This window comes from Stenotrophomonas genospecies 3 (genome assembly GCF_054473855.1).
Genome location: NZ_JBTMUR010000007.1, coordinates 85,038 through 106,324, shown reverse-complemented (window position 1 = coordinate 106,324; position 21,287 = coordinate 85,038). Strand labels below are relative to the sequence as shown.

The following is a 21,287-nucleotide window of genomic DNA, read 5'->3' as shown; positions in this document are numbered from 1 at the left end:
ACTACCCGGATGCAGTAACTCAATCAAAAATGGAGATGCCTGTGAGATTTCCCCGATTTTCCGTTGCGGCGACGACTGTAGCTCTGCTATCCATGCCCATGCTGGTTTCAGCATCCTGCTGTACAACGGGGGGCAATGGTGTCCAGATGGCCAGCGCCGGTTTGGGCGAACGCCAGCCGGTCGCCATCAATCTAAGCTTGGATCCGGCTTGGTTTGTCTATGCCTTTCAGCGCGATGGTGTGACCTACTACCAGGTCAATGATCCTTCGGGCCAAGTGGTTTTGATCATCGCCAACATCGATTCCACTTTCTGGACACTGCCGGCCGGAAATTCGTCTGTCCGTGTCTCGCTACCTTCGCAGCGGCTGGCGATGCCGGCGACGGCGCGTAGGCATCTGGTGTTCCAAGCGTCGGACTTCTCGTTGGCTGTCCACGGTGAAGGGAAGGGAGCAATCTGGTCCGTCGAGACGTCCCCCAGCGAAAAGTGAAAGACCGTAGATGGCAAGTAGAGTGCCCGCGGTGGTCCAGAGCCGCTGCGGGTACGCTTCGCTGCCGTTGCTGATGCGAACTGGCGGGGCTTTGAGTCAGTACTTGACCGGCATGTCAATCGGAGCATCCACTCGCGGCGGCGCGCTGTCCCCTTGCATTTCGTAGTGGGTATCACGCATCACCATCCGGATCCGGTTATCCAGGCAGCTGACTGTGCCAGAGTAGGCCTGTGTACGTGCTGAGAGACGCTCAATTGCCAGATCGACAGTTCTCGACGACAACGTGCTCGTGCGATCGAGCAGCGAAGCTGTGATCAATATTCCCTTGTGTTGACCCACGTGTCCGCAACGTGCACGGAGCTGGATCTGGCCCCGTTCTTCCTTGAGCAACAGAGACATGGACTCGGCAAGGACGCGATAAGCGGCAAGCTGTAAACCCATGCTCAGCTGGCAGGGATCACCCTGAAGTACGGGGCGGAACACTCGGTGGGTCTCTTCCCAGGCCTCGCTCAGCCCGCCTGCCTGAAGAGCAACATAGAGCCCAGCGTGCTCCAGCTCAGTCGGGTAGACCATGCTGGTCAGCTCGCGGAACTTGCGCGAGCGTGAGGAAAATGTTCGCAGAAGATCGATTGCCGGGCCTTCCTGGCCATGTGTCCTGAGCAGCTTCAGGGTTTCATCAAGGGCTGCTTCAATATCGTCGGCTACCCTGCGCAGGCCCAGTGCCCGCTCGCGCAGATCCATCTCACTGGCCAGGTGGGCCGAGCGAGAGAAAACCACTGTCTGCGGCTCCTGTAGCTGAACCGTTGTGGGCGCACGCTGATGATAGTGATGAGTGATGCGTGAGCCCAGAGCCAAGAGGGTGGTACCCGTGATCGCGATGATCTGTTGCGTGAAGAAGGTTGTCTGGTCGAACGAGCCCGGTAGTCCGGTACTGGGCATGGTTACGCTGAGAATTATGTTCATCAGCGGTACGCCCACAGCAGCACCTCGCCATCCATGAATGCATGTCAGCGCAATTACGGGCAAGGTCATCAACAGCTGCAATATGGCTCGTGCCGCATCATCACGCGCACCGGCCGTGGCGATGAGAATGCTGAGAGCACATAGAGCGCTGAGCGCCGTGATGGTAGGGCGCAGCCGCCAGGTAGACCAGTCGTAGCCGCCACGACGGCGGAGCCACAGCAATGCAAGTGGTGCCACTGTCAGGATGGCGATGTAGTCACCCAGCACAAATAGCGCTGCATTCGTGTAGAAGGGCATGCTTGGCGGGACCGGCCAAAGCACGTGGGACAGTCCCAGCTTGAGAGCGCTGGCGACCAGTGCTGCGGATGCTGCAACGGAAAGCAGCCAACTTTCACTGGTCGATGCCATCGCCTTGCGGTGGAGGTGGACGATCAGCGCCACCGCAGGTATCAGACACGCCGATCCGAGGATGACCCAGCTTATCCCGTACTCTTCGATCATGGGATAACGCAGCGGCGCGAAATAGGCGTATTCACCAAGAATGAGATACGGCCAGAGCCTGGGCGGACACAACAGCAGTGCGGCCACGCGAATGCCAGCCGGCAGGAAGAACTGATCAACGGAGAAGTGACGGGCTCCCCAGCAGGCGAAGGCATACAGCGCAGCAAGAGCGAGGCCGACAGGTCGTATACGGAAGCTCAGTTCAAATCCACTTTTCAACCAACTCAAGCCCAAGCCTCCCTTGCTCGTACCGCGTTATCGCAGTCCTGGCGACACTGAATGTATCCTTCAGGCCCGACAGTATCTGTTGATGCCGATGGGCGCAATCTCGTAGGCGGCGGAGGCGTCAGGCGGTCTTTCGCCAGCCGTGAACACGCCGCCATTGGATGTCACCAAGCGGCTGTGAAGTCCGTCGCAGTTTTCTGATTTGGGTATCAGATCCGTGAGGGTGGGCCAATCGGGTCGAGCGGGTTGTCCCGACCGGCTTCACGAACCGGGTAGGCCCCGGTCTGGGGAGCGCTTACCGCTTCGATGAGGCAGATCCGGACGCGATTGCCTTGGCATTGAATCGTGCCGCGATATGCGAGCACGCGGCCGGCTAACTGGTCAGTGGCCATGATCATCGTCGCCTGCGAAAGGCGTCGGCGTGGATCGAGCATGGCTGCAACGAGCAAGATTCCTTGCTGTCGGCCAAGGCGGCCACAGCGCGCTCGCACGGTGAGTTGACCGGATTCGTTGCCAAGCAGGATGGACACTGCCTCGACGATCGAGCGATAGGCTGCCAACTGCAAGCCAGGGCTGAGGGCGCAGGGATCGCCCATCAACCAGGGTTGATTGATCCGGTGGGTATTGCCCCAAGCCTCACGCACTCCACCCGCCTGCAAGGCCACGTACAAGCCCAGCCGTTCCAGGGCGGCGGGATAGATCATGCTGGCCTGGGCCCGGAACAGGCGTGAATGCACCTCCGAGGTATGCCGCAGGCTGTCTGCGACAGCGTGATGGCCCTGTGCATGCAGCCAGTTCACCATTTCGTTCAGCGACAGGTCCATGCCATCGCCCAGCTGGCGCAGATGGGCCGCGCGCTCACGGAGGTCCATCTCGCTGGCCAGATGTGAATTCCGCGCAAGCTGCAGGGCCGCTCTGCCATCTTCCTCGCGCAACCGGTGCTGGTTCTGGAAGTGGGTGATGCGCGCGCCCAGCAACAGCAGGGCGATGCTGGCGATGGCCATGGCCTGCTGGGTAGCGAAGGTAGCCGGGTCGAATGCCGTCGGATGGTCGGCGGGGGTGCTGAGGCCAAGAATCATGTTCACGGCGGCGACACCGATGGCCGCACCGCGCCATCCCAGCAGGCAGGTCAGGGCGATCGCGGGAATAGGCAGGATCAACAACAACTGCAGCGAGCCAGGGGCGGTGATCGAGGGAGGTACCGGCGTCGCCTGCAGGCCAATGACCAGCATGGCTCCGAGGGCTCCGACGGTGGCCGCAACAGACCGGATCGTCCATTGTTCCTCGGCGCGGCGGATCCACAGCAGTGCCAGAGGTGCCAGGATCAGGATGCCGGTGAAGTCGCCCAGCGCATAGCGCAACACGTTGGTGAGAAATGTCGCGTTATGCAACGGTTCCCAGAGCAGGTACGAGATTCCCAGGTTGAGCAGGCTGATGACCGTCGCGGCGCATACCGCAATGGATATCACGCCGAGAATCGTGGTGCGCGCAAGCAGCTTCCGGTGCAGGCGCACGATCAGCATCACGGCGGGCATCAGGAACACCGAGGCCAGGATCACCCAGGTCAGGTTGTATTTGCTGATCAGGGGGATGCGCAGATGCGCGAAGTAGGCGTACTCACCAATCAGCAGGTAGGGCCAAAGACGGGGCGGGCACAACAGCAATGCGGCCACCCGCACGCCGGCAGGCAGGAAGAACTGATCCAGTGACAGCTTGCGCGCACCCCAGCAGGCGAGGGCATAGAGCAGCGCCAGCGCCAGCCCTTCGGGGCTGACCCGTATCCTCACCAGCAGGCCGTCTTTCCACCACTGCATCCACGTGCTCCCCAGCTCCTGCGCCGATTATGTGGCGGGGAAGGCCCCGCTACCACAACGCATCCCGCAGCTTGTACCACGACATCGCTGCCACCAGCAGCGGCGTGCGCAGCAGCCGGCCACCGGGGAAGGGCGCATGCCGCAGGCGCTGGAACACGTCCAGACGCTCGCTCTGGCCGGCAATGGCGGCGGCGATCACCTCGCCGGCCAGCCCGGCGGCGGCTACCCCATGGCCGGAGAACCCCTGCGCGAAGTACAGGTTGCCGTCCAGCCGGCCCCAATGCGGGGCGCGGTTGCGGGTAATGTCCACATAACCACCCCAGACCTGGTCCAGTGCCACGTCGGCCAGCTGTGGGAACACCTGGTGCATGCGCCGCTGCATCACCCCGCGCAGGCCGGGTGGGGGCAGGGCCGAGTAGCTGGCGCGGCCGCCGAACAGCAGGCGGTGGTCGTGGCTGAGGCGGAAGTAGTCCAGAGCCCATGCGGTGTCGGCCACGGCCATGTTGTTGCCGATCAGCGCCCGGGCGCGTTCAGCACCCAGCGGTTCGCTGGCGCCGATATAGGTGCCGACCGGCATGATCCGCCGTTCCAGCTCGGGCAGCAGGCCCTGCAGCCAGGCGTTGCCGGCCACCACCAGATGCGCAGCGCGCAAGCTGCCCTGAGCGGTATGCAGGGAAGGCTGTGGTCCCCGCTGCACGCGGGTCACCGCGGAGTTCTCGTGGATCACCACGCCGGCGGCGCGCGCCGCATCGGCCAGGCCGCGTGCATAGGCCAGCGGATGCAGATGGGCGCTGAGCGGGTCGAACATCGCGGCGCGGTAGCGCGGGCTGTCCAGCTGCGCGCGCAGGGCATCACGGTCCCACCATTGCATCGGGTAGTCGTAGTGGCGCTGCAGGTGCTCGCAGTTGGTCAGTAATTCACGCTCATGCCGTTCGCGGATGGCGACGCTGGCATGGCCTTCCACCCAATGGCAGTCGATGCCGTGGCGATCGATGCGCGTGCGCATTGCCCCAACCGCGTCACGTGACCAGTCGAACAGGTGGCGCGCGTCGTCGCGGCCGAGCTGGCGCTCCAGCTCGTCCACCTCGCAGCCATAGCCGACCAGCGCCTGGCCACCGTTGCGGCCGGACGCGCCCCAACCGATCCGCTGGGCTTCCAGCACCACCACGCGCTGGCCACGCGTAGCCAGTTCCAGTGCTGCGGTCAGGCCGGTGTAGCCGGCGCCAAGCACTGCGACATCGGCCTGCACATTCCCCTGCAGCGAGGGAAGTGCGGGCGGCTCGGGCAAGCTGGCGGCGTACCAACTGGGCGGGAAGGCGGCGCTCATCGCAGGCCTTGCGGGCGCAGTACGGACGGGCGGAGCGGGGGAGGGCGATCAGCGTTCACGCGCTTAGTTTCGCCGATGCGTGACGGCCATGGTGTGACGGCGACGACTTGCCGCGTTCGCCGGGCGACGGGTAACGTGTCGGCACGCCAAGGAGTTTTCCCATGCGCCGCCTGCCCTGGGTGGGCCTGCCCACCGACAGCACCGTGCTCGGCCATCACCGCTTTGCGGTGGCCGGCGAGAAGTACGTGCGCGCGCTGGCCGAGGCCGCCGAAGTGACCCCGGTGGTACTGCCGAGCCTGCAGCCGCCCTTGCCGGCTGGCCACTGGCTGCAGGGGCTCGATGGCCTGCTGTTGACCGGCGCGGTCAGCAACATCGAACCGCAGCACTACGAGGGCGGCCGCAGCTGGCCAGGCAATCCGCACGACCCGGCCCGGGATGCCAACGCCTTTGCGCTGCTGCGCGAAGCGCTGGCGTTGGACCTGCCGGTGCTGGCGATCTGCCGCGGCTTCCAGGAACTGAACGTCGCGCTGGGTGGCAGCCTGCATCCGCAGGTGCATGCGGTGCCTGGCCTGGCCGACCACCGCGAAGACCCGCAGGCGCCGGTGGAGGTGCAGTACGGGCCGGCCCACACGGTCACCCTGGCCGCTGATGGCTGGTTGGCGCGGTGGAGCGGCAGTGACCGGACGCAGGTCAATTCGGTACACGGGCAGGGTATCGCTCACCTGGCGCAGGGGCTGCAGGTCGAAGCCGTGGCCGATGATGGCCTGGTCGAGGCGGCACGCAGCCTGCACCATGATTTCGTGCTCGGCGTACAGTGGCACCCGGAGTGGCGTGTCATGGATTCGCCGTTCTATCACGCTATTTTCCGTGCGTTCGGCCAAGCTTGCCGGCAGCACCAACAGAACCGACTGGATTCCCGATGAGTTCCCGAACGCGCCCGCGCAAGACGGCTACGCCCCCCGCACCGCAGGAAAGCAGTCTGCTGCGTTGGCTGAAGGAGCGGCGCATCACCGAGGTCGAGTGCCTGGTGCCGGACATCACCGGCAACGCGCGCGGCAAGATCATTCCCGCCGACAAGTTCTCGCATGACTACGGTACGCGGCTGCCCGAAGGCATCTTCGCCACCACCGTCACCGGCGAGTTTCCCGATGACTACTACGAGCTGACCTCGCCGTCGGACTCGGACATGATGCTGCGCCCCGATCCGGATACGGTGCGGATGGTGCCGTGGGCGGCCGATGCCACCGCGCAGGTCATCCACGATTGCTACACCAAGAGCGGTGAGCCGCACGAGCTGGCACCACGCAACGTACTGCGCCGCGTGCTGGCGGCCTACGCCGAGCTGGGCCTGCGCCCGGTGGTGGCGCCGGAGCTGGAGTTCTTCCTGGTGCAGAAGAACACCGACCCGGACTTCCCGCTGCTGCCACCGGCCGGCCGCTCCGGGCGTCCGGAAACCGCGCGGCAGTCGTACTCGATCGATGCGGTCAACGAATTCGACCCGATCCTCGACCTGATGTACGACTACGCCGATGCGATGAAGCTGGACGTGGACACGCTGATCCACGAATCCGGCGCCGCGCAGCTGGAGGTCAACTTCACCCATGCCGATGCGATGGACCTGGCCGACCAGGTGTTCCTGTTCAAGCGCACCATGCGCGAGGCGGCGATGCGCCACGGCGTGTATGCCACCTTCCTGGCCAAGCCGATGGAGAACGAGCCGGGCAGTGCCATGCACATCCACCAGAGCCTGGTGCGGGTGAGCGACGGCAGCAATGTGTTCGCTGGCGATACCGATGCCGAAGGCGAGTTCAGCCCGGTGTTCGGCCACTACCTGGGCGGCCTGCAGAAGTACGCGCCGCAGGCGATGGCGTTCTTCGCGCCGAACGTGAATTCCTACCGCCGGCTGGTGTTCGGCGAAGTCTCGCCGAGCAACGTGCACTGGGGCTTCGACAACCGCACCTGTGGCCTGCGCGTGCCGCTGGACACGCCGGAGAACATGCGCGTGGAGAGCCGCTTCGCCGGTTCCGACGCCAACCCCTACCTGGCGATGGCGGCGACCCTGGCCTGCGGCCTGCTGGGCATCCGCGAGCGGTTGGCACCGGATGCGCCGGTGACCGGCAGCGCCAAGGAACTGGGCTACAACCTGCCGCGCTCGCTGGGCGAAGCGCTGGACGGGCTGGAGCAGTGCAGCGAGCTGCAGGCGCTGCTGGGCGAGCGCTTCTGCCGCGCCTACATCTCGGTCAAGCGCAAGGAATATGAGACCTTCTTCCGCGTCATCAGCTCGTGGGAGCGCGAGTTCCTGCTGCTGAACGTCTGAGCATCTGGAATAGAAAAATCCGCCGCCGGGGGGTAGGCTGGCACCCGTCGCCGGCCCCGCCGGCCCCCCTTTCCGCATTCTGGAGCACCCGATGAAGCTGCGTATCCTCACGCTCGGCCTGGCCTCCGCCATGCTCGCCGCCTGTGGCGGTGGCAATGGCGGCGCGCAGGACAGCCAGGTCCTGAACGTCTACAACTACAGCGATTACATCGCCGAGGACACCATCCCGACCTTCGAGAAGGAGAGCGGCATCAAGGTGACCTACGATGTGTTCGACAGCGATGAGATGGTCGAGACCAAGCTGCTGGCCGGCAACAGCGGCTACGACGTGGTGGTGCCGACCCTGAACTTCTTCGGTCGCCAGATCCAGGCCGGTGTGTTCCTGCCGCTGGACAAGAGCAAGATCCCGAACCTGGCCAATCTCGATCCGGCGGTGATGAAGCGCATCGCCACCCAGGACCCGGGCAACCAGTACGGCGTGCCGTACATGATCGGCACCACCGGCATCGGCTACAACGTGGAGATGCTGAAGCAGCGCTTCGGCGGCAGCACCGAGATCGCCAACAGCTGGGACCTGGTGTTCAAGCCGGAGAACATCAGCAAGATGAAGGACTGCGGCGTGACCATCCTGGACACGCCGGCGGACATGATCCCGATCGCGCTGCATTACCTGGGCCTGGACCCGCACAGCGGCGACCCGGCCGAGCTGCAGAAGGCGGCCGACCTGCTGAAGTCGATCCGCCCGTACGTGCAGAACTTCCACTCCTCGCAGTACGTGGGTTCGCTGGCCAACGGCGGTACCTGCCTGGTGGTGGGCTGGTCGGGTGACATCATCCAGGCCCGCGACCGCGCCGAGGAAGCCAGCAATGGCGTGCACGTGGCCTACTCGATCCCGAAGGAAGGCGCCCCGCAGTGGTTCGACATGCTGGCGATCCCGAAGGATGCCAAGCATCCGGAAGCCGCGTACGCGTTCATCAACTACCTGCTGCAGCCGAAGGTTGCCGCGGCCAACACCAACTTCATCCACTACGCCAACCCGGTGCCGACCGCGACCCCGCTGGTGGATGAGGCGATCCGTACCGACCCGACCATCTACCCGCCGGCCGACGTGGCCGACAAGATGTTCACCTATTCGATCAACACGCCGGAAACCGACAAGCTCTACACCCGGCTGTGGACCGAGGTGAAGACCGGCCGTTAAGCCGGTCTGGCGCCGCCGGGCCATGCCCGGCGGATTGCTTCATCCTTGGTCGGGCGCGGTACCGCCGCCCTGGTCAAGGTGCCGCAGGATCGCCGGCAACAGGTCACGTGCATCGCGACCGCCGTTGCACAGGAACGACGAACTCATCCGCTGCAGGTTGTGCATGCCGATGAAGAACAGCCCCGGCCGCGGAGAAACACCGAACTCGCCGAGGGGGTAGCCATGTGCGTCCAGCACGCCCTGAACGTCGAGCCAGGGCCATTCGGCGACGAAGCCGGTGGCCAGCACCACCGAGCGGATGCCTGCGGCCTGCAGATCCAGTTCACGCGGGGCGGCGTCCGGCTCCCAGTGCAGATAGACCTCTTCGGGAATGTAGCGGGCATCGTCGGTGCGCGGTTCGGGCCGCGTGGCGTAGTACGCGCTGGCCAGCGAATCGAGATAGGCATATTCGGTCCGTGTCGCTTCGATCGCGGTGCGCAGCTGCGGGCGTACATCGGCGAAGCGGGCGACATTTCCATCGAAGCCCTGCAACCGGCCCAGCAGCCTGATGCCCGCGCGGTGCATCGCCAGCAGGCTGATCGAGCTGCCCAGGCCGGCACGCCCCTTGCCGGAAATCAGCGGGAATTCGGCGGTACGGGCCTTGCGCAGCGCATCCGGTTCTCCGGCCAGGACGGCGGCCGCTTCACTCACATGCTGGTGGATACGCCCGGCCATGTCCCACCAGGTCATCGAGTCCTTGCCGCGCAGCCGGCGGGTATGCGAATGCCGCTGGGCCAGTGACCAGTGCACGCTGCGACCGCTGTCGCGCAGGTCCTGGGCGATCTGCGCGCCGGACTGGCCGCCACCGATGACCAGCACGCCGCCGTCGGGCAGCTGGCGGGGGTTGCGGTAGTCGCCGGAGTGCAGCACCGTCAGACCCCGCGCGGGCGCGAACGGGACCCGGGGCATCCGCGCGCGGCGGTACTCGCCGGTGGCGACCACAACCGCCCCAGCCCGGATCAATCCGTGGCTGGTTTCGATGGCATAGCCGCCCAATTCGGGCGTGACCCGCTGAACCGCACAACCTTCGCTGATCGGCAACGAACGTTCGTCGGCATAGTCGCGCAGCCGCCGGATCACCTCCGGGGCCCCCATGAAACCTTCCGGGTCGTCACCTGCATAGGCATGGCCGTGCAGGGCCATCGTCGCGTTGGCGGTGTTGGTCTGGAACGAATCCCAGCGCCGCTGCCAGCTGGCGCCCACGGTTTCGGCCTCCAGCACGCGATGCTCGACGCCGGCTTCCTGCAGGAGCGCGCTGATGGACAGCCCGGCCTGGCCGGCGCCGATGATGACCAGCGGCAGCGTTGCAGGCAGGGAGCCCGGCAGGCGGGGCGGGAAAGGGGAGGGGCTGTCCGGGGAAGTCACCAGGATGGGTCCATGCAGGGGCTTGATCCGGGCCATTGCGCGGGGAATGCCCCGGGCCTTCAACAGATCCGGTTCTGAAAAACGTTGCAGATCGAGGCGTCGCCTGTGGTGTCTGGCCGGGACGGCCGCAGGGTCGTCCAGGGGAGCCCGGGCCTTTGCGCGGGCAGGCCACCATGGCGGGGGAAAACCGACACTCCCAGGGCCCCCGGAGCCGGCCAGCGGCCGCTTCCGCCTGCCGCCGTCATATCCCCTGGGCCCCCCGGCCGTTAGAATGGCGGCCGCTGTCCACCGCCCGCTCCCGGAGCCCCCATGCCCGTTGAAGCCCAGCCGGTAGCCACCGTCGTCGACACGACCGGTGCGCCCGGCTATCTCTCCATTCGTGACCTGCGCAAGGAATTCGACGGTTTCGTCGCCGTTGACGACGTCAATCTGGACGTGCGCAAGGGCGAAATCTTTGCCCTGCTCGGTGGCTCGGGCAGTGGCAAATCGACCCTGCTGCGCTGTCTGGGTGGCTTCGAGACGCCCACCAAGGGCAGCATCACCCTCGACGGCCAGCGCCTGGACGCGCTGCCGCCGTATCAGCGGCCGGTCAATATGATGTTCCAGTCCTACGCCCTGTTCCCGCACATGACGGTCGAGCAGAACATCGCCTTCGGCCTCAAGCAGGACGGGATGGCAAAGGACGCGATCAGCAAGCGCGTTGGCGAGATGCTGGACCTGGTGCAGATGGGGCACCTGGGCAAGCGCAAGCCGCATCAGCTGTCCGGCGGCCAGCAGCAGCGCGTGGCGCTGGCGCGGTCGCTGGCCAAAGGGCCGAAGCTGCTGTTGCTGGACGAGCCGATGGGCGCGCTGGACAAGAAACTGCGCTCGCAGATGCAGCTGGAACTGGTCAGCATCATCGAATCGTCGGGTGTGACCTGCGTGATGGTCACCCACGATCAGGAAGAAGCGATGACCATGGCCACCCGCATCGCGGTGATGGATGCCGGCTGGATCCAGCAGGTCGGCAAGCCGGACGAGGTCTACGAGCAGCCGGCCAACCGCTTCGTCGCCGAGTTCATCGGTTCGGTCAACCTGTTCGACGGGGTGATCGACGAGGACCTTCCCGAGTACGTGACCGTGCGCTCGCCGCTGTTCCCGGCGCCGATCTACATCGCCCATGGCATCACCGGCTATGAAGGGCAGCCGGTCGCGTTCGCGCTGCGCCCGGAGAAGGTGATGATCGGCAAGGACGAGCCGGAAGGGCACACCAACAAGGCGCAGGGCGTGATCGAGGACATTGCCTACTTCGGCAGCCACTCGGTGTACCACGTGCGCCTGCCCAGCGGTGCCAAGGTACTGGCCAACTTCGCCAACTCGCAGCGCTGGGCCAGTGACGGCCTGACCTGGGGCGACAGTGTGTGGGTGCACTGGCGCGACAACGACGGCGTGGTGCTGACCTCATGAGCGTCAGCGGCCTGAAGCGCTGGCTGCCGGGGCTGCGTGCCACGGTGATCGGCATTCCGTACCTGTGGCTGCTGCTGTTCTTCGCAGTGCCGTTCCTGATCGTGCTGATGATCAGCTTCTCGCTCAGCCGGGTCGGCTCGCCGCCGTATACCTGGCTGCTGCAGTACGCGGACGGCGGCTTCTCGCTGAAGCTGAACCTGGAGAACTACCTCGCGCTGTTCCGTGATTCGATCTATGCGCAGGCGTTCCTCAGCTCGATCAAGATCGCGGCGATCTCCACCTTCCTCACCCTGCTGATCGGCTATCCGATGGCCTATGCCATCGCGCGCCTGTCGCCGGCCGCACGCAACGTGGCGATGATGCTGGTGGTGCTGCCGTCATGGACCTCGTTCCTGATCCGCGTGTATGCGTGGAAGGCGATCCTGGACCGCAACGGCCTGCTCGACCAGTTCCTGCAGTTCACCGGCCTGCAGACGCTGATGACGTCGATGGGGCTGCCGAAACTGCAGCTGATCGACACCCCGACTGCCGCTTATATCGGCATCGTCTACTGCTACCTGCCGTTCATGGTGCTGCCGCTGTACGCCAACCTGGTCAAGCATGACCACCGCCTGCTGGAAGCGGCCTACGACCTCGGTGCCAAGCCGTGGCAGGCGTTCCTGCGCATCACCCTGCCGCTGTCGAAGGCGGGCATCATCGCCGGCTGCATGCTGGTGATGATCCCGGCGGTGGGTGAATTCGTGATCCCGGAAATGCTGGGTGGCTCGGAGACGCTGATGGTCGGCCGCCAGCTGTGGAACGAGTTCTTCAACAACCGCAACTGGCCGGGCGCCTCGGCGATGGCGGTGGCGATGATCCTGCTGCTGCTGGTGCCGATCCTGCTGTTCAACCGTTCCCAGCAGCGCCTGCTGGAAGGGAAGCAGGCATGAGCCCGCGTTCCGCCAAGGGCCTGGGGCTGGGCGTGCTGCTGCTCGGCTTCGCCTTCCTGTACCTGCCGATCCTGCTGTTGATGTTCTATTCGTTCAACAGCTCGCGGCTGGCGATGGTCTGGGCCGGGTTCTCCACCCGTGCTTACAGCGACCTGTTCGCCGACCGCGCGCTGATGGATGCGATGTGGACCAGCCTGGTGGTGGCGTTCTGGACCGCCTGTACCGCCACCGTGCTGGGCACGCTGGCGGCGATGGTGATGACCCGCTTCAAGCGCTTCCGCGGCAAGCCGCTGTTCGGCGCGCTGGTCACCGCGCCGCTGGTGATGCCGGATGTGATCCTGGGCTTCTCGCTGATGGCGCTGCTGGCCTCGATGGGCGCGATTCCCGGCTTCCCGGCGCGCGGCCTGACCACCATCTGGATCGCGCACGTCACCTTCACCCTGTGCTTCGTCACCGTGGTGGTGTCCTCGCGGTTGCAGGAAATGGACCTGTCGCTGGAAGAAGCGGCGATGGACCTGGGCGCCAGCCGGCTGACCGTGTTCGGCCGCATCACCCTGCCGATCATCGCGCCGGCGCTGGTGGCGGGCTGGCTGCTGGCGTTCACCCTGTCGCTGGATGACGTGGTGGTGGCCAGCTTCGTGGCCACGCCGGGCTCGACTACGCTGCCGATGAAGGTGTTCGCCTCGGTGCGCATGGGCATCAGCCCGAAGATCAACGCATTGGCCACGCTGCTGGTGTCGGCGGTGTCGATCGCCGCGGTGATCGGCTGGTACATCAATGCCCGCGCCGAGAAACGGCGCCAGCGCGACCTGCAGCTGGCACGGCAGGACAACGGCTGAGCCGGCGGCCTGCCGGCTGATCCGGCAACATCCGGCTCACGGGCAACCGCGCACAATGGGGATCTTCCAGATGGAGATCCCCCATGACCGTCGAGATTGTCGATCCGGCCACCGGCCAGGTGACCTACCGCCATGAACTGATGGGTGCTGCCGACGTCGAGCAGCGCCTGCAGGCCGCCGCCGATGCATTCCCCGGCTGGGCTGATCACTCGTTGCAGGAGCGGGGGGCGATCCTCAAGCAGATCGCTGGCCAACTGCGTGCGCGCCGTGACGATCTGCAGCAGGCGATGACCCATGAGATGGGCAAGCTCAAGGCCGAAGCGCTGGCCGAGGTCGACAAGTGCGCGGCGGCCTGCGAGTTCTACGCCGACCACGCAGCTGATTATCTCAAGCCGCAGCTGATCGACACCGAAGCCCAGCGCAGCTATGTGCGCTACGAGCCGATCGGCTGCGTGTTCGCGGTGATGCCGTGGAATTTCCCGATCTGGCAGGTGTTCCGTTTCCTCGCCCCGGCGTTCATGGCAGGCAACGTGGCCCTGCTCAAACACGCCAGCAACGTGCCGCAGTGCGCCGACCTGATCCTGGCGGTATGCCGTGACGGTGGCCTGCCTGACGGCGTGTTCGATGTACTGCACATCGACAACGACCAGGCGGCTGAGGTGCTGCGCGACGCACGGGTGAAGGCGGTGACACTGACCGGCAGCGAGCGGGCAGGGCGCTCGATCGCGTCCAACGCGGGCAGCCAGCTGAAGAAGTCGGTGATGGAGCTGGGTGGCAGCGATGCCTTCGTGGTGCTCGACGATGCCGACCTCGACAAGACCGTGGCGGCGGCGGTGAAGTCGCGCTTCGACAACAGCGGGCAGACCTGCATCGCGGCCAAGCGCTTCATCGTGGTCGAGGCGGTGGCCGATGAGTTCACCCGGCGCTTCGTGGAAGCCGCGGGCGAGCGCCAGTACGGTGATCCGGACGAGCGCGGTACCACGCTGGCGCCGATGGCCCGCGCCGATCTGCGTGACGAACTGCACAAGCAGGTGCAGGCCAGCGTGGCCAAGGGGGCGCGGGTACTGCTGGGTGGTGAGCCGATTGCGGGTACACATGCCGGCTATCCGGCCACCGTGCTCGATCAGGTCGGCCCGGGCATGCCGGCCTACGACGAGGAGCTGTTCGGGCCGGTGGCCGCGGTGATCCGGGTCAAGGATGAGGCCGAGGCACTGCGCGTGGCCAACGACACCCGCTTCGGCCTGGGCGGCAGCGTGTGGACGCGCGATCCAGTGCGCGGCGAACGTTTCGCGCAGCGCATGGAGTGTGGTGCAGCGTTCGTCAACGCCATCGTCAAGAGCGACGCGCGGTTGCCGTTCGGCGGCAGCAAACAGTCCGGTTTCGGCCGGGAGCTGGCCGACCACGGCATCCATGAGTTCATGAACATCAAGACCGTCTACGTGGCTTGATGCCGAACGGTAGTGCCGGCCGCTGGCCGGCATTGCCTGGTTGCCGGCCAGCGGCCGGCACTACCAGAAGCGGGTCATGCGCCACGACCCACGGTCGTGGCCTACCGGTTTGGTGGGTATCGACCGTTGGTCGATACGCCCTACAACCACTTCGCGCGCTTGAACAACCGGTACAGCCCCACGCACACACCGCCCACGCCCACGATCATCAGCGGGTACGACCACGGCTCGCTCAGCTCAGGCATGTGGCTGAAGTTCATGCCGTACCAGCTGGTGATCAGCGTCGGCGCCGCCAGCAGTGCGGCCCATGCGCCCAGGCGCTTGACCGTCTCGCCCTGCGCCAGCGTCACCAGCGACAGGTTCACGCTCAGCGCGGTGCCCAGCATCTCACGCAGGGTGTCGATCACATCGCTGATGCGTACTGCGTGGTCGTGGACGTCGCGGATGTACAGCTTCACTTCGTCGGGGATCAGCTCGCCCTGGTAGCGGCGCAGCTGCGCCAGCACGTCCTGCAGCGGCGCCACCGCCATCCGCATCTTGTTCAGCTCGCGCTTGAGCTCGTACAGTCGCACCACCGTGCTGCGCTTGTAGGTGTCGGCGAAGATGTCCTTCTCCAGCAGCTCCAGGGTGTCGCGGAAGCGGTGCACGATGGGCAGGTAGTTGTCGACCACGAAGTCGGTCACCGCGTACAGGCAGTACGACGGGCCCATCTTCAGCAGCTGCGGCTCGCGTTCCACCCGCGCACGCACCGGGGCATAGGACAGCGAAGCGCCATGGCGTACCGTCACCAGGAAGCGCGGGCCGAGGAAGGCATGGGTTTCGCCGTACTGGATGCGCTCGTCGACCATCTGCGCGGTGGTCACCACCACGAACATGGAATTGCCGTAGGTCTCGACCTTGGGCCGCTGGTGCGCGTTGCGCGCATCCTCGATGGCCAGGTCGTGCAGGCAGAACTCTTCCTGCAGTTTCAACAGCACATCATCATTGGGGTCGTACAGGCCGACCCAGACGAAGCCGTTGCCACTGGCAATGACATCGCTGATGGCGTCCAGGGTGATGTCGTGGCGTTTGCCCTCGTCATCGTAGTGGACGCAGTTGATGACGCAGGCGGGGTTGGCCGAGGCGGGCGCGGCAGCAGAGGCGGGCAATGACATGCCCGCCATCGTGCGTCAGGGCTGTGTTTTGGACAAGTGAGGAGTACGCCCCAGCACCCATGCCAGCGCGACGTGGACGGGCAGCAGCAGCACGATCCACTGCACGTTGTACTGTGCCTGCAGGCTCAGCCAGTGCAGTACCAGCGCGGCCACCGCCTGTACCGGCAGCAGCCACAGCACGATCCTGAACATGCGGCCCGGCACGCGACGACGCAGCAGGGCGATTGCACCCGGCAACAGCAGCACGGCCAGCGGCGAAAGCAACAGCAGGTTGCGATTGGCCCACGCGGCGTAGTGGATGCTGAAGCCCCACAGGAACACCAGCACGCCACCAAACAGGGCGCACAGCAGCCAGAACGGCAGGGCCAGCCCGGCCAGCAGGCGCGGGCGGTTGCGCAGCGCCAGCACGCCGCCGGCCACGATCAGCCCGAGCAGCAGCCACGGCCACCAGCGGCGCGCGAATTCCTTCGGCTCCGGATCGATACGATGCGGCAGCAGTTCCTGTTCGGACTGCACCAGCGGACGGCCATCGCTGTTGCGTGCCTGGCGCAGCGCATCGGCCAGGCGCATCGGCACGAAGGCTTCCTGCCAGCGCGACAGCGGCTGGTCGGCAAATGGCCCAAGGCCGACATCGAAGCCCAGCCACATCCACGGTGCCGGCGACGCCAGGCGGACCGATTCACTGCGGTAGGTGTTGCCGCGCGAGCGCCCCGACAGCTGCGACTGCAGGCCGCCACCCAATGCCTTGTCCACCGTGTCGCGCACCATCGTGGCGCAATTGGCGGTGTAGTAATCGTAGTGGTAGCGCGCGTTTTCCGGCTTGGCCCGCTCGGCCAGGTCGGCGGCCAGCGCACGCGCCTGGTCCGGGCGCAGGTCCAGCCACTGCACGCTGGCGCCACGGCCGGTCTCGTCGTAGTAGGACAGGTCCTGCTGCAGCGGCAGCGCCACCAGGTAATACATCATGTCGCCGCGTGCGAAGCGGCTGATGAAATCGTCCTCGGACGGATCGAAGTAGCCGAAGTTGTACGAGGTTGCCTCGCCGCTGACCGGATCGACCACGACGATGGCGTCGTGGCCGAAGCGTTCGAAGAACACGGTGCCCGGCTGCATGGTCACCACGCCGATGCGCGGGGCAGGGGCTTCAGCGTTGGTCGCGGGTACGGCAGGTGTGGCTGCCACCGGCTGCGCGAAGGCGGCCAGCGGCAGGGCCATGGCCAGCACGCACAGTGCCAGCCACACCATGAGGATCAGGCCGCGGCGCTTCAAGCGTCGTCCTGCGCGTCCGGCGGCAGCACGGTCACGTGGAAGGCCTGTACCCGGCGCGCATCGGCGCGGGCCACGCGGAACATGAAGCGATCCAGCGCCAGCTCGTCACCGACTTCCGGCAGATGGCCCACGGCCTCGGTGACCAGGCCGCCGATGGTGTCGTAGTCCTCGTCGGAGAACGTCGCGCCGAAGCGCTCGTTGAAGTCGCCGATCGGGGTCAGCGCGTCGACCACGTACTGGCCGTCGGACTGGATGGCGATCTGCGCCGAGGGATCTTCAGCCTCGTCATGCTCATCGTCGATCTCGCCGACGATCTGTTCCAGCACGTCCTCGATGGTGACCAGGCCGGCGACACCGCCGTACTCGTCGACCACGATGGCCATGTGGTTGCGCGACAGGCGGAATTCCTTCAGCAGCACGTTGAGCTTCTTCGCTTCCGGGATCAGCACCGCCGGGCGCAGCAGCTCGCGCACGTTGGCCGGGCCGTTGTCGGCAACCACGCCGCGCAGCAGGTCCTTTGCCAACAGGATGCCAAGGATGTCGTCCTTGTTCTCGCCGTGTACCGGGAAGCGCGAATGGCCGGATTCGACCACCTGCTTCATCAGTTCCAGGAAGGGCGCTTCAACCGGCAGCGAGACCATCTGCGAGCGCGAAATCATCACGTCGCCCACGGTCAGCTCGGCCACCGAAATGGCGCCTTCCATCATCTTCAGGGTATCGGCGGCGATCAGACCCTCTTCCTGCGCAGTGTGCAGGACAGCGACCAGCTCGTCGCGGGTATGGGGTTCGCCGGAGAAGGCGGAGGTCAGGCGTTCAAGCCAGCCGCGCTTCTTTTCACTGTGCTCCGCAGGGGAGCTACTACTGTCGTCTTCTGACATCTCTGGAAAAAAGGCACCCGGCAGGCCGGGCGTTGACCCAAGTCTAGCAGGATGTGACGGCCTGTCAGTGACTGCCGGTGGCCGGGGTTGGGGCGGCCGGGGCCGGCTCCTCCTCGGGCAGGTCCAGGCTGTAGGTGCAGCCGGCCAGGGTCTTGCCGGGGTGGGAGGCCACGGTGGAGACGCTGAGGATGATCGACTCGATCTGGGCCTCGCCGGTCTTCGGGTCGGTCACGTCGCGGCTGACCAGTTCGCGACCGGCCATGAACTTGCCGTCCTGGTCGTAGCCGGTCTCCAATCCCAGCCGTTTGGCCAGCGGGCGTGGGTCGGCCTGGTCGAGCACCGCCATGATGCTGGCGCCGGCCACCGCCACCCGCTCGGTCTGTTGGCCGAAGACGGTGATCGGGCCGGCCAGCCGGAACTCGCTCATGAACTGGTTGCCCTGCGGCAGCGGCTGCAGGCCCTGGGCCACGGCCTTCAGCGGATCGGCCAGCAGCGGCGCCAGCGCGGCCTGCTCGGCCACGCCCTGGCGGCATTCGATCAGGGCCGGCAGGTCCAGGCTGGTGGCGAAGGCGGCGGGAGCGGCGAGGGCACAGAGCAGGGGCAGGCAGCAGCGCAGTGACACGGTCGGTTTCCGCAGGCGAAGGGCCGCCATCATAGCCCCGGCGAGCGCCGGAACAGCCCGGTGAGAAGGCGCAGGAAACCGGTCATCGCCCGCCGCACGACCATCAGTGAGAGGGTCAGCACGACCGCAAGCATGGCGACCTGCATCGATTGCCCCGCGATGCGCGCCACCGCCGGCCACAGGCCCGGGCTGGTCAGCCAGGGCATCAGTTCCGCTGCCGTGGTCCTGGCCACTTTCATGTAGATCACAGCCAGCACGAACAGCACCAGCAGCGAGGTACGGCTGGCGTGGAAGAACGGGAGTGAGTTCACGGGGCGGCCCAGGCGGCGGTGCACGATCATCCGCCACAGGAGCGGAAGGGTCAGTGCACCCACCAGCGTCAGCACCATCGACGTTTCAAGCAGACCGGGGAGATGGGCCGGTTCCAACCGTCCGCTGAGGTGCGGGCCGATCATGCCGATCGCCAGCCCGGCCAGCAGGCACACGGGCGAGAGCAGGGCCAGGCTGCGCGGCAGCCAGTGCCTGCCGCTGGGTTCGTGGGCGCTGATGCGGCGCACGGCATACGCGCCCAGCACCAGCAGCATGGCGAACAAGGTGGCGCCGATCACAAACATCATTGAGCTGTTTCCCGAGGTCATCCTTGTTCCTCTCGTGTTCCTGGCGACGGGCGGTGGCCCGCTCAGCGCTCGCCCGCGTATGGATCGTCGATGCCCAGCTCGGCCAGGATTTCCCGCTCCAGCTGCTCCATCGCCTCGGCTTCCTTGTCGTCCTCGTGGTCCCAGCCGAGCAGGTGCAGCACGCCGTGCACGGTCAGATGCGCGTAATGGGCATTGAGCGCCTTGCTCTGTTCGTCGGCCTCCCGTGCCACGACCGGAGCACAGATCACCAGGTCACCCAGCAGCGGGAATTTGACGCCCTTGGGCAGGCCTTCGGGCACTTCGGCCGGGAAGCTGAGCACGTTGGTGGCGTAGTCCTTGCCGCGGTAATGGCGGTTCAGTGACTGTCCTTCCTTGGCATCGACCACGCGGATGGCCAGATCGGCCTCGCGGATGCGGCCCTTCAACGCGGCGGCCACCCACTTGCGGAAGCTCACTGCCGCCGGCAGGCCGGCGCGCGGCAGGGCATAGCTGACGGCGACGTCCAATCGCACGGGACCACGGGTCATGGAGTTGCTCCAGGTTGGATCTGATGCAGGTCGCGGCGGTCGTACGCGCTCACGATGCGCGCGACCAGCGGGTGGCGGACCACGTCACGGGATTCGAAGAAGGTGAAGCTGACGCCCTCGACCTCACGCAGCACGTCGATGGCGTCGCGCAGGCCGGACTTCACGTGCTTGGGCAGGTCGGTCTGGGTCAGGTCACCGGTGACCACCGCAGTGGAACCGTAGCCCAGGCGGGTCAGGAACATCTTCATCTGCTCGATGGTGGTGTTCTGTGCTTCGTCCAGGATCACGAACGCATCGTTGAGCGTGCGGCCGCGCATGTAGGCCAGCGGCGCGATCTCGATGACGTTCTTCTCCAGCAGCTTGACCACCTTTTCCACGCCCATCATCTCGTACAGGGCGTCGTACAGCGGTCGCAGGTAGGGATCGACCTTCTGGCTCAGGTCGCCGGGCAGGAAGCCCAGTTTCTCGCCGGCCTCCACCGCCGGGCGCACCAGGATCAGGCGCTGCACCCGCGATTCATTCAGTGCTTCGACCGCGCTGGCCACGGCCAGGAAAGTCTTGCCGGTACCGGCCGGGCCGATGCCGAAGTTGATGTCGTGGGTGGCGATCTGGTGCAGGTAACGGCCCTGGTTGGCGCCGCGGCCGCGCACCGTGCCGCGCTTGACCTTGATCGCAACCTCCTGCGCTTCGTAGGAGCGCTCGGCGATCTGCTCGACATTGGCCTGCGCCAGGCGCAGGTGGATGGCATGGTTGTCGAAGGTCGTTTCGCCGGCTTCGGCGTACAGCGCTTCAACCAGCTTCTGCGCCTCGACGATGGCTTCGTTGGGGCCGCTGATGCGGAACACGAAGCCACGATTTGCGATCTCCACGCCGAGCTTCAGCTCGATCTGGCGCAGGTGCCCGTCGAAGGGGCCGCACAGGTTGGCCAGTCGCTCGTTGTCTTCCGGCGACAGGGTGAAGTCTCGATGCTCGATGCTTTTCATTGCTTGGGGTGGGGCGGACGCCTTCCACCGCAGTGTATTCAGGGAGGACAAGGGTAGCGCGCGTGCGGGGCACACGGCCAGCAGACGGTCGATACAGCGTTTTCCACACCCGGTGTGGACGGGGCACGCGGAAACCTGTGGATAGACCTTCGCAATGCTTGTGCCACAAGGCCCATGAGATCCTGGTGAAAAAAGCGTCATGGTCGCCGGTCGCTACGGCAGCACTGCCACGGGTGGCCTGCGCGGGGGGCATTCATCGTGATGACGGTGCAGGTTTCGTTGCCGGGCGAGCAACAGCGCCGGGTCCTGCCGGATTT

At 65.8% G+C, this 21,287-nt stretch carries 19 protein-coding genes; 8 read left to right on the top strand and 11 right to left on the bottom strand.

The features are described 5' to 3' along the window. Positions 1-146 precede the first annotated feature (146 nt). Positions 147-488 carry a hypothetical protein gene (locus ACX9OT_RS11140; protein ID WP_223224650.1) on the top strand — a complete coding sequence of 114 codons (342 nt, stop codon included), beginning with the start codon at positions 147-149 and terminating at the stop codon, positions 486-488. Positions 489-584: 96 nt separating this feature from the next. Here ACX9OT_RS11140 and ACX9OT_RS11135 read toward each other — a convergent pair whose 3' ends face one another. From ACX9OT_RS11135 to ACX9OT_RS11125, 3 genes are all read right to left on the bottom strand, one after another. Continuing rightward, positions 585-2,180 carry an MASE1 domain-containing protein gene (locus tag ACX9OT_RS11135; RefSeq protein ID WP_459002089.1) on the bottom strand — a complete coding sequence of 532 codons (1,596 nt, stop codon included), beginning with the start codon at positions 2,178-2,180 and terminating at the stop codon, positions 585-587. A 206-nt stretch (positions 2,181-2,386) separates the two neighbouring features. Then, positions 2,387-3,991 (bottom strand): MASE1 domain-containing protein, encoded by a 1,605-nt coding sequence (locus ACX9OT_RS11130; protein WP_459002087.1) that lies wholly within the window; start codon positions 3,989-3,991, stop codon positions 2,387-2,389. Positions 3,992-4,040: 49 nt separating this feature from the next. After that, the gene (locus ACX9OT_RS11125) at positions 4,041-5,318 is read right to left on the bottom strand and encodes an NAD(P)/FAD-dependent oxidoreductase (protein ID WP_459002085.1); all 1,278 of its coding nucleotides are present in this window, start codon (positions 5,316-5,318) and stop codon (positions 4,041-4,043) included. A 161-nt stretch (positions 5,319-5,479) separates the two neighbouring features. Between ACX9OT_RS11125 and ACX9OT_RS11120 the strand changes: the two genes are divergently transcribed. The 3 genes from ACX9OT_RS11120 to ACX9OT_RS11110 all read left to right on the top strand — a co-directional run bounded on the left by ACX9OT_RS11120 (position 5,480) and on the right by ACX9OT_RS11110 (position 8,836). After that, positions 5,480-6,241 (top strand): gamma-glutamyl-gamma-aminobutyrate hydrolase family protein, encoded by a 762-nt coding sequence (locus ACX9OT_RS11120; protein ID WP_189719776.1) that lies wholly within the window; start codon positions 5,480-5,482, stop codon positions 6,239-6,241. Beyond that, positions 6,238-7,635, top strand: coding sequence for a glutamine synthetase family protein (locus tag ACX9OT_RS11115; RefSeq protein WP_111204402.1), 1,398 nt, complete (start codon positions 6,238-6,240; stop codon positions 7,633-7,635). Before ACX9OT_RS11120 ends, ACX9OT_RS11115 begins: the two co-directional genes overlap by 4 nt. A gap of 91 nt (positions 7,636-7,726) precedes the next feature. Further along, a complete protein-coding gene (locus tag ACX9OT_RS11110; protein ID WP_459002083.1) occupies positions 7,727-8,836 on the top strand; it encodes a polyamine ABC transporter substrate-binding protein in 1,110 nt (369 codons plus the stop codon). A gap of 39 nt (positions 8,837-8,875) precedes the next feature. On the opposite strand, the gene ACX9OT_RS11105 is transcribed toward ACX9OT_RS11110, so the two are convergent. Continuing rightward, on the bottom strand, positions 8,876-10,276 hold the full coding sequence (locus tag ACX9OT_RS11105) for a flavin-containing monooxygenase (protein WP_459002081.1): 1,401 nt from the start codon (positions 10,274-10,276) through the stop codon (positions 8,876-8,878). 273 nt (positions 10,277-10,549) lie between these two features. Between ACX9OT_RS11105 and ACX9OT_RS11100 the strand changes: the two genes are divergently transcribed. The 4 genes from ACX9OT_RS11100 (at position 10,550) to ACX9OT_RS11085 (ending at position 14,902) form a co-directional block, all read left to right on the top strand. After that, positions 10,550-11,686 (top strand): ABC transporter ATP-binding protein, encoded by a 1,137-nt coding sequence (locus ACX9OT_RS11100; RefSeq protein ID WP_071228404.1) that lies wholly within the window; start codon positions 10,550-10,552, stop codon positions 11,684-11,686. Continuing rightward, entirely contained in the window at positions 11,683-12,615 is a 933-nt protein-coding gene (locus tag ACX9OT_RS11095) for an ABC transporter permease subunit (RefSeq protein ID WP_071228403.1), read from the top strand. The genes ACX9OT_RS11100 and ACX9OT_RS11095 overlap by 4 nt, the downstream gene beginning before the upstream one ends. Next, positions 12,612-13,454 carry an ABC transporter permease subunit gene (locus ACX9OT_RS11090; protein WP_008267688.1) on the top strand — a complete coding sequence of 281 codons (843 nt, stop codon included), beginning with the start codon at positions 12,612-12,614 and terminating at the stop codon, positions 13,452-13,454. Before ACX9OT_RS11095 ends, ACX9OT_RS11090 begins: the two co-directional genes overlap by 4 nt. Before the next feature lie 83 nt (positions 13,455-13,537). Further along, positions 13,538-14,902, top strand: a complete 1,365-nt coding sequence (locus ACX9OT_RS11085; RefSeq protein ID WP_107432494.1) for an NAD-dependent succinate-semialdehyde dehydrogenase — start codon at positions 13,538-13,540, stop codon at positions 14,900-14,902. Positions 14,903-15,042: 140 nt separating this feature from the next. On the opposite strand, the gene ACX9OT_RS11080 is transcribed toward ACX9OT_RS11085, so the two are convergent. From ACX9OT_RS11080 to ACX9OT_RS11050, 7 genes are all read right to left on the bottom strand, one after another. Then, positions 15,043-16,065 (bottom strand): magnesium and cobalt transport protein CorA, encoded by a 1,023-nt coding sequence (locus tag ACX9OT_RS11080; RefSeq protein WP_012510579.1) that lies wholly within the window; start codon positions 16,063-16,065, stop codon positions 15,043-15,045. 6 nt (positions 16,066-16,071) lie between these two features. Then, positions 16,072-17,322, bottom strand: coding sequence for a lipoprotein N-acyltransferase Lnb domain-containing protein (locus tag ACX9OT_RS11075; protein WP_459002077.1), 1,251 nt, complete (start codon positions 17,320-17,322; stop codon positions 16,072-16,074). After that, entirely contained in the window at positions 17,319-18,200 is an 882-nt protein-coding gene (locus ACX9OT_RS11070) for a CorC family transporter (RefSeq protein ID WP_005408827.1), read from the bottom strand. Before ACX9OT_RS11070 ends, ACX9OT_RS11075 begins: the two co-directional genes overlap by 4 nt. 64 nt (positions 18,201-18,264) lie before the next feature. Further along, complete coding sequence (locus ACX9OT_RS11065; protein ID WP_189719771.1) at positions 18,265-18,852, bottom strand: hypothetical protein; 588 nt, start codon at positions 18,850-18,852, stop codon at positions 18,265-18,267. Then, positions 18,852-19,460: a hypothetical protein gene (locus ACX9OT_RS11060; protein ID WP_189719770.1), complete on the bottom strand. Its 609-nt coding sequence runs from the start codon at positions 19,458-19,460 to the stop codon at positions 18,852-18,854. Before ACX9OT_RS11060 ends, ACX9OT_RS11065 begins: the two co-directional genes overlap by 1 nt. Positions 19,461-19,501: 41 nt before the next feature. Beyond that, entirely contained in the window at positions 19,502-19,987 is a 486-nt protein-coding gene (gene ybeY, locus ACX9OT_RS11055; RefSeq protein WP_049399905.1) for an rRNA maturation RNase YbeY, read from the bottom strand. Then, complete coding sequence (locus ACX9OT_RS11050) at positions 19,984-20,970, bottom strand: PhoH family protein (protein ID WP_412703771.1); 987 nt, start codon at positions 20,968-20,970, stop codon at positions 19,984-19,986. The genes ybeY and ACX9OT_RS11050 overlap by 4 nt, the downstream gene beginning before the upstream one ends. Positions 20,971-21,287: the final 317 nt, after the last annotated feature.

Coding starts and splice junctions, on each gene's coding strand:
- ACX9OT_RS11140 (WP_223224650.1), top strand. CDS start 147: ATGGCCAGCGCCGGTTTGGGCGAACGCCAGCCGGTCGCCATCAATCTA.
- ACX9OT_RS11130 (WP_459002087.1), bottom strand. CDS start 3,991: ATGCAGTGGTGGAAAGACGGCCTGCTGGTGAGGATACGGGTCAGCCCC.
- ACX9OT_RS11125 (WP_459002085.1), bottom strand. CDS start 5,318: ATGAGCGCCGCCTTCCCGCCCAGTTGGTACGCCGCCAGCTTGCCCGAG.
- ACX9OT_RS11120 (WP_189719776.1), top strand. CDS start 5,480: ATGCGCCGCCTGCCCTGGGTGGGCCTGCCCACCGACAGCACCGTGCTC.
- ACX9OT_RS11115 (WP_111204402.1), top strand. CDS start 6,238: ATGAGTTCCCGAACGCGCCCGCGCAAGACGGCTACGCCCCCCGCACCG.
- ACX9OT_RS11110 (WP_459002083.1), top strand. CDS start 7,727: ATGAAGCTGCGTATCCTCACGCTCGGCCTGGCCTCCGCCATGCTCGCC.
- ACX9OT_RS11105 (WP_459002081.1), bottom strand. CDS start 10,276: ATGGCCCGGATCAAGCCCCTGCATGGACCCATCCTGGTGACTTCCCCG.
- ACX9OT_RS11100 (WP_071228404.1), top strand. CDS start 10,550: ATGCCCGTTGAAGCCCAGCCGGTAGCCACCGTCGTCGACACGACCGGT.
- ACX9OT_RS11095 (WP_071228403.1), top strand. CDS start 11,683: ATGAGCGTCAGCGGCCTGAAGCGCTGGCTGCCGGGGCTGCGTGCCACG.
- ACX9OT_RS11090 (WP_008267688.1), top strand. CDS start 12,612: ATGAGCCCGCGTTCCGCCAAGGGCCTGGGGCTGGGCGTGCTGCTGCTC.
- ACX9OT_RS11085 (WP_107432494.1), top strand. CDS start 13,538: ATGACCGTCGAGATTGTCGATCCGGCCACCGGCCAGGTGACCTACCGC.
- ACX9OT_RS11080 (WP_012510579.1), bottom strand. CDS start 16,065: ATGGCGGGCATGTCATTGCCCGCCTCTGCTGCCGCGCCCGCCTCGGCC.
- ACX9OT_RS11070 (WP_005408827.1), bottom strand. CDS start 18,200: ATGTCAGAAGACGACAGTAGTAGCTCCCCTGCGGAGCACAGTGAAAAG.
- ACX9OT_RS11065 (WP_189719771.1), bottom strand. CDS start 18,852: ATGGCGGCCCTTCGCCTGCGGAAACCGACCGTGTCACTGCGCTGCTGC.
- ACX9OT_RS11060 (WP_189719770.1), bottom strand. CDS start 19,460: ATGACCTCGGGAAACAGCTCAATGATGTTTGTGATCGGCGCCACCTTG.
- ybeY (WP_049399905.1), bottom strand. CDS start 19,987: ATGACCCGTGGTCCCGTGCGATTGGACGTCGCCGTCAGCTATGCCCTG.
- ACX9OT_RS11050 (WP_412703771.1), bottom strand. CDS start 20,970: ATGAAAAGCATCGAGCATCGAGACTTCACCCTGTCGCCGGAAGACAAC.